This is a genomic window from Emticicia sp., assembly GCF_043780375.1.
Lineage (GTDB): Bacteria > Bacteroidota > Bacteroidia > Cytophagales > Spirosomataceae > Emticicia.
The window spans coordinates 1-7746 of record NZ_JAYWCU010000145.1 but is presented as its reverse complement, the minus strand read 5'-3'; the positions used below and the strand labels follow the sequence as shown (position 1 = coordinate 7746).

General features: G+C 36.3%; 6 protein-coding genes. All 6 read left to right on the top strand.

All coding sequences use genetic code 11. From position 1 onward, the window contains the following. The coding region (locus tag ACH2CJ_RS11680) for an efflux RND transporter permease subunit (RefSeq protein WP_394992985.1) at positions 1-2367 on the top strand (2367 nt) is incomplete at its 5' end. Positions 2368-2534: 167 nt separating this feature from the next. Next, positions 2535-3296: a type 1 glutamine amidotransferase domain-containing protein gene (locus ACH2CJ_RS11675; RefSeq protein WP_394992984.1), complete on the top strand. Its 762-nt coding sequence runs from the start codon at positions 2535-2537 to the stop codon at positions 3294-3296. Between the two features lie 178 nt (positions 3297-3474). Next, positions 3475-4350 carry a succinate--CoA ligase subunit alpha gene (gene sucD, locus ACH2CJ_RS11670; RefSeq protein ID WP_394992983.1) on the top strand — a complete coding sequence of 292 codons (876 nt, stop codon included), beginning with the start codon at positions 3475-3477 and terminating at the stop codon, positions 4348-4350. A 61-nt stretch (positions 4351-4411) separates the two neighbouring features. Then, on the top strand, positions 4412-5590 hold the full coding sequence (locus ACH2CJ_RS11665; protein ID WP_394992982.1) for a DUF4271 domain-containing protein: 1179 nt from the start codon (positions 4412-4414) through the stop codon (positions 5588-5590). Between the two features lie 90 nt (positions 5591-5680). Further along, a complete protein-coding gene (locus ACH2CJ_RS11660) occupies positions 5681-6466 on the top strand; it encodes a uroporphyrinogen-III synthase (RefSeq protein ID WP_394992981.1) in 786 nt (261 codons plus the stop codon). A gap of 144 nt (positions 6467-6610) precedes the next feature. Further along, positions 6611-7552 carry a type IX secretion system membrane protein PorP/SprF gene (locus ACH2CJ_RS11655; protein ID WP_394992980.1) on the top strand — a complete coding sequence of 314 codons (942 nt, stop codon included), beginning with the start codon at positions 6611-6613 and terminating at the stop codon, positions 7550-7552. Positions 7553-7746: the final 194 nt, after the last annotated feature.

The window sequence follows — 7746 nt, the reverse complement described above, 5'->3', positions numbered from 1 at the left end:
TTTATTTTCGTAGTAATCGTTTTGATGTTTTTTATGGGTGTGCGTGATGCCATCTTTGTTGGACTTTCGGTGCCGCTTTCTGCTTTGATTGCCTTCATTCCGCTTTGGTTTTCGGGATTTACGCTTAATACAATCGTTCTTTTTGCCTTTTTGTTAGGTTTGGGAATTGTAGTTGATGATGCCATCGTAGTTATCGAAAATGCTCACCGATTATTTAATAGATTCAAAAATTTAAGCGTAAAAGAAGCGGTAGCCTTAGCAGCATCAGAAGTTTTCTTGCCGGTATTGTCAGGAACTTTAACAACTATTGCTCCATTCTTCCCGCTATTGTTTTGGCCTGGAATTGTTGGTGAATTCATGAAATATTTGCCAATAACCTTGATTTATACACTTTTTGCGTCATTGATAGTTGCGTATGTAATGAATCCTGTTTTTGCGATTTCGTTTATGAAACGCCACGACGACGAGCATCAAGAAGACAAGAGTTTCCGTGCAATTCAGCGACCCTTGATTATTATGGTAATTATTGCCATTCCTGCCTATTTTATCAATGTTGGTGTTGGAAACTTCATTACTTTGATGGCAATTTTATATATTTTCAATCATTTTGTACTGACACCAAAAATCATTACCCCGTTTCAAAATGGAGCATTACCACGTTTCAAGCAATCCTATCGCAATCTTATCGCTTGGGTAATTACAGGCTATCGTCCAGTGTTTGCAGTGTTAGCTATGTTTGGGGTATTGGTCGCAACAATTGTGTTGTTGGGTATCGTGAAACCAAAGGTTATTTTCTTCCCAAGTGGCGACCCTGACTTTATTTATGTATATAATGTAATGCCAGTAGGAACTGATGCACGAGTAACAGACTCTGTAACAAAAGTGCTTGAAAATAAGGTTTTCGCTGTAATTAATAGAAATAAGGCAGAAAAAGCTATCAATTCGGTAATATCTAATGTTGGTAAAAATGCAGGAGACCCGTTCAATCCCGACCGCTCGGCAACGCCTCAAAAATCTAAAATAACAGTAGCATTTGTAAAAAAAGAAGAGCGTGGAGATATTTCTTCGGTCAAACTTTTGGAAGAAATGCGAAAAGAATTGCAGGGAATTCCAGGAAGTGAAATTTCGGTTCAAAGAGAAAATACGGGCCCACCAACTGGAAAACCCATTTCTATTGAAATTGCAGGTGATGATTTCGACAAACTCATCAGTATCGAAAAAGAAGTACGAAAAAGAATTGCAGAAGCCCGAATTCAAGGTATTGAAGAGTTAAAGTCCGATTTGATTACAAACAAACCTGAAATCATTGTTGATGTTGATAAAGTAAAAGCTCAACGTGAAGGCATAAGCACTTCGCAGGTTGCTATGGCTATTCGTACGGCGTTATTTGGTGCCGAAATTTCAAAATTTAGAGATGACAAAGACGAATATCCAATTCAATTGCGATTAAAAGCTGATGACCGTAATCAGATAGAAAAATTGCTGAGTTTAAATATTACTTACCGTGATATGAATATGGGCGGTGTTTTGCGTCAAGTACCATTAAATTCGGTAGCAAGCATTAGTTATTCAACAACTTTTAGTCAGATTAATCGTAAAAACCAATTACGTGTGATTACGCTTGGGTCAGAGGTTTTGAATGGATTTAATGCTAATGAAATAGTTGCTGAAATTCAAGATAAAGTACTCGATCAAATGGAAGTAGCGAGTGGTTATTCGGTAAAAATGGGTGGAGAGCAAGAAGAACAACAAGAAACAGGAACGTTCTTAGCAGGAGCATTGGCAGCAGCAGTGCTATTAATCTACTTGATTTTGGCAACACAATTCAACTCGGTCATAAAACCGATGATTATTTTTGTTACTATTTTGTTGTCATTTATTGGTGTTTTCTTAGGTTTTATGCTTTTTGGAATGACCTTCTCAATTATTATGTCAGGCGTTGGAATTATTGCTTTGGCAGGAATTGTGGTCAAAAATGGTATTCTCTTAATAGAATTTACCGACGAATTGCGTAGCAGGGGATATGGACTAAAAGCGGCCATTATTGAAGCTGGAGGTGTGCGTTTAACTCCCGTTTTGCTCACGGCATCAGCAGCTATTTTGGGACTTGTTCCATTGGCTTTGGGAGTTAATATAGATTTTGTAACGATGTTTACAGAGTTAAATCCACATTTATTTTTTGGTGGAGAAAGTGCCGTTTTCTGGGGAATTTTAGCTTGGACAATCATTTTTGGTCTAAGTTTCTCAACAGTGCTTACCTTGATTATAGTACCGTGTTTGTACTACATCAATGAGCGTGTGAGAGATAAGTGGTTTCGCAAGAAAAAGACTGTTGAAATAGTTGAAGATGCTGAAGTTATAGCATAACATAATTTTTTTGAGCAAAAAGCCCCATTCTTTCATAAGTTTGGGGCTTTTTTGTATAATTAAAAAGCTAATCGTTTATCAAATATTTTAACTTATTGTGCCATTATCTATGAAATCTCATTTCTTTTAATTTAACTTCGTTACATAAATGCTAACCTACTACTAAAATGAGTAAAAACATTTTAATTGTTACTACAAATCAACGGGTTTTTCCTGGAGGGAAAGCACCTTCGGGAGTTTGGCTTAGTACGATTGCACGTTTTGCTCGGGTGCTTGAAACCCACGGGTATAGTTATACACTCAGTAGTCCACAAGGTGGCGAAGTACAGATAGATAAACATAGCCTAAATTGGATGTTTACAAAAAAAAGCGACTGGGAATTTTACCATGATAAAACCTTCCAAAAGAAATTGCTATGCACACTTTCACCTCGCCAGATAAATGCAAAAAACTACGATGCCATCTATTTTTCTGGTGGATATGGAACCTTAGAAGATTTTCCTGATAATGAGGCTTTTCAGCACATTGCTAAAACTATTTACGAAAATGGAGGAGTAATATCCGCAATTGCTCATGGCGTAAGTGGGCTAATAAATATTAAACTCAGCAATGGCTCTTACCTCATTGATAACAGACAAGTTACAGGCTTTTCAGATTTTGAAGAAATATTGGCAGGAAATAAAAAATATATGTTGTTTTCGCTCGAAAATGAATTAAAAAAACGAGGAGCAATTTTCAAAAAAGCAATCTTTCCTTATGCACTATTTGTGGTTTCTGACCAACAAATTATCACTGGACAAAGCCCTTGTGCCGCAGGAGCAATAGCCAAAGAAATGATTCGTAAACTACATAATGTAACCGATAGCCTGAAAGACGCTCAAAAAGTTTGGATACAAGATAATTCCAAAACACTTCGCCCAGGGTGTTAATAGTTTTAAAGTTTTCAAAGAACTATAAAGTTTTAATAAAAATATTTTTATTTATAATTACTTGATAGTCAGTATATTAAATTCATAATTCAGAATATAATCCTTCGAACTACTAACTTTTTTTTGCACTTTTCTCATTTCAGACTACTTTTACGTAAAATTAAAAATAGACGAAAGAATGAGCGTTCTTGTAAACAAAAACTCCAAAGTAATCGTACAAGGTTTTACTGGCTCGGAAGGAACATTCCATGCAGGTCAAATGATTGAATACGGCACTAATGTCGTTGGTGGTGTAACCCCAGGAAAAGGTGGTCAATTGCACCTCGACCGTCCTGTTTTCAACACTGTTGAACAAGCAGTAGAAACAACAGGAGCTGATGTTTCAATTATTTTCGTACCACCAGCGTTTGCAGCAGATGCAATCATGGAAGCAGCCGATGCGGGTATTAAAGTAATCGTTTGTATTACAGAAGGTATCCCGACTAAAGATATGGTTATGGTGAAGTCTTATATACAAGGTAAGAAAGTAACTCTTATTGGGCCAAACTGCCCAGGAATTATTACTGCCGAAGAATGCAAAGTAGGTATCATGCCTGGTTTTATCTTTAAAAAAGGTACAATTGGCGTAGTTTCTAAGTCAGGAACACTTACTTATGAAGCAGTTGACCAATTGACAAAAGCAGGATTAGGACAAACAACTGCTATCGGAATCGGAGGTGACCCAATTATCGGTACAACAACTAAAGAAGCGGTTGAACTTTTGATGAACGACCCCGAAACAGAAGGAATCGTAATGATTGGCGAAATTGGTGGAGGAATGGAAGCAGAAGCTGCTCGTTGGATAAAAGAATTTGGAACAAAACCTGTGGTAGGTTTTATTGCTGGTCAAACTGCACCGAAAGGTCGTAGAATGGGACACGCAGGAGCTATCATCGGTGGAGATGATGATACAGCAGCAGCCAAAATGAAAATCATGTCAGAATGTGGAATTCATGTGGTAGCATCTCCTGCCGATATCGGAGCAACGATGTTGAAGGCATTGGGAAGAGCATAAAATTAGAATATTAATAAAAACAAAAGGTCAGATTGTTAAGTCTGACCTTTTTTGTATAATTTTGCAAAAAAATCCCAGAGAGCGTTTGAAGAAGATTCTTTACATACTTTTGCTATTCATTTCATCAAAACTGTTTGCGACCACTGTTGGACCCGACAACCAGTATTTCTTGGTACACGACTACCACGACGACTGGCAGGTGTATAATGATAGAATGAAAGCCTATATTCCATACATCATGGAACAGCATTTGGCTTACCCATCTCACACTCTTTTCTGTGATATTCAGAGCAATAGGGGTTATAATCTGCTCGTATTTTCAAAAAAAGCGGATAATTTTTTATTTATTAATGGTTCTCTTCGTCAGAAAATCCCCGTTGGCAAATGGATAGTCTTAAATGTAGATAGTCTTTATAAAGTGTATGAACAGCCAACCATCTATATTACCCTTTATGGCTCAAATAGTATTGATGATAAAATTCTTTTGCTTGGCTACAAGCGTTCGCTTGACCAAAAGCCCATTGTATTGTCAGAATCAGGCATAACGGCTAAACCACGCACCCCAGCACCTTACCGAAATTATTTGGTGATGGTATCAATGTTTATTCTAGTGATGTTTTCATATTTATCCAACTCTTATGTTCGGGCTTTTCAGCGATATTATAACCTGCGAGATTTGCTAAATACCTTAGTTCGAGAGCAATCTTTTCTGATTAATAAACCCCTCAGTCGAATGAATGTAATGTTTATTATTCTATTAAGTTTGATTATGGGGCTTTTTTATATGCTTTTACAGAGTAAAGGTATTTATATATTTGGAGGACGAACTATTTTACAAGAAGGTGAAACGTTGGGGGTATTATCTTCTAATTATTTTCGTATCTGCTTGGTAGTATTTGTGATACTTATTACAAAATATTTTTTTATTAGTCTTATGGGACAGCTATTTAACCTTGAAAAAGTTGTCGATTTGCACTATTTCAAAATCATTCAGTCATCTATTATTTTCTATACGGCATTGGTTTTAGTGATGTTGGTATTTTTCATGAATTATTTCCCGCATGATTTCAACTGGCAAGTTTACCTTTTTGCACCAGTGGTCGTTTTTTATTTAATTCGCTTTTTTATTTTATATTTTACTATAAATAGAAGTATGCCTATACAAAGTCTTTATTTAATTTCGTACCTTTGTATAGTCGAATTGTTGCCCGTTATTCTTGGCATTAGATTTGCCTTGTAATGATATGTTTTTCACAGAAAAATTCTGTTGATTCTATTGTTGAAATTAACCACAGAACCCTTGTTCTGTATTTGAAACCCCGCAATTTGGATGAGTGATATAACAGAAAAAAATACCCAAGACCGCCTCCGTAAAGTTGAGAGCATATTAGTTACTCAAGCGAGACCTACCGATGAAAAGTCTCCTTACTTTGAGATGTCCAAAAAATATGACATCAAGATAGATTTTCGCTCGTTTATCGAAGTGAAAGGTTTAGACCACCGAGATTTTCGCCGCCAAAAAGTGGACATCTTGGCTCATACAGCCATTATCTTGACAAGTAGAAATGCCGTCGATAATTTCTTTCGCATCGCCAAAGAAATGCGAATTGAAGTTCCTATTGACATGAAGTATTTTTGTATTTCGGAGCAAACGGCAAATTATCTACAGAAATACATCGTTATTAGAAAACGAAAAATTTTTGTGGGGCAGAAAACCGCAGCCGATTTGGAAGCATTAATTATGAAACATAAAACAGAGAAATTTCTATTTCCTTGTTCAAATATTCGTAGCAATGACATTCCAAATTTGATGAATCGCAATGATTTGCACCTCACAGAAGCCGTAATGTACGAAACAGTCCCATCTGATTTATCTGATTTGACCGAGGTATTCTATGATATAATTTGTTTTTACAGCCCATCAGGAATTACGTCATTAGATCACAATTTTCCAGAGTGGAAGCAAAACAATACTCGTTTGGCAGCCTTTGGGCCAACTACTGCAAAAGCCATACGAGATGCAGGATATGTTTTAGATATAGAAGCTCCATTACCAAACGCCCCCTCAATGACTGGAGCCTTGGAACTCTACATTAAAAAAGCAAACAATATCTAAAAAAATAAGTTATTAGGCTAAACCACAAGTTTAGCCTAATTTTTTTCGTTATAGTGGTAAGAAATCGAATAATTGCTTAAATTGCCCGTAGAAAATTTATTATGTTTATCGTCTATTGACCATTGACTATTTTTTTCGACCACTATGAGAAAGATTTATTGTATTATTGTATTATTTGTGTCTTTCAAGGCTTCTGCACAGCAAGATGCACAGTTTAGTCATTATATTTTCAACCAACTATTTGTCAATCCAGCAACGGCAGGTTCTGAAAATGTTACTCGTTTTCAAGCCATATACCGCACCCAATACCTGGGCTATCAAAGTACGTTCGATGATGGCGGAGCTCCAGTTTCGCAAGTAATTTCTGCTAATATTCCACTGAAAATGATAAAAAGTGGCATAGGTTTTACTTTTGTGAACGATAAAATAGGAGCAAGCACCCAGCGAGACCTAAAACTTTCGTATGCATATCATCTTCCAGTGGGAGGTAGCCAGTTGGCTTTGGGTGTAAGTGGTGGGTTTTTTACAAGAGGAATAGATTACGGTCGTTTGCGTGCAAGAGATGAGAATGACCCGCTTATAGCAACAGGTAATGTTAGTCAATCAGCATTTGATTTGGGAGCAGGAGCATATCTTTATAATCCAGGATATTCTATTGGCCTTTCAATGAATCACCTCAACGAACCTACTTTTGGGCTTGGAACAAAGACTGCAACTAATACTTTGAAAAGAAGTGCTTATTTAACAGGAAGCATGCTTTTTGGCGTTTCATACATGATAGATGTTAGCCCAATGCTTATCATAAAGTCAGATTTAAGCACAATTTCGGCAGAAGTAGGAGCAATGGCAACCTATGATAATAAATATTGGTTTGGAGCAAGTTACCGAACAGGCGATGCAGTATCTACACTGTTGGGAGCAAACCTAATGAATGGAAGTCTAAGAGTAGGTTATGCCATGGATATTGTTGTAGGAGGAGCAAATGCTAAAAGTGCTACATCTCACGAAATATTACTGAGCTATGCTTTAGCAGCTTTACGAGCAGGAAAAAAATCAATTGTTAGAACTCCACGATATAGATATTAACACGATATAGATATTAATTAGTATTTTCGATTTCTGATTGAAGATTTACTATTGAAATTACAATGTAGTTAGATGTCCTATTGATAATCTGAATAAATTATGCGAATTACGGGTTAATACTTGCATTATTTTTATTTTTAGTATAACAAAAAAACTAAACTATCAGTTTTTCCATTAGAATTGAAGTAACATTA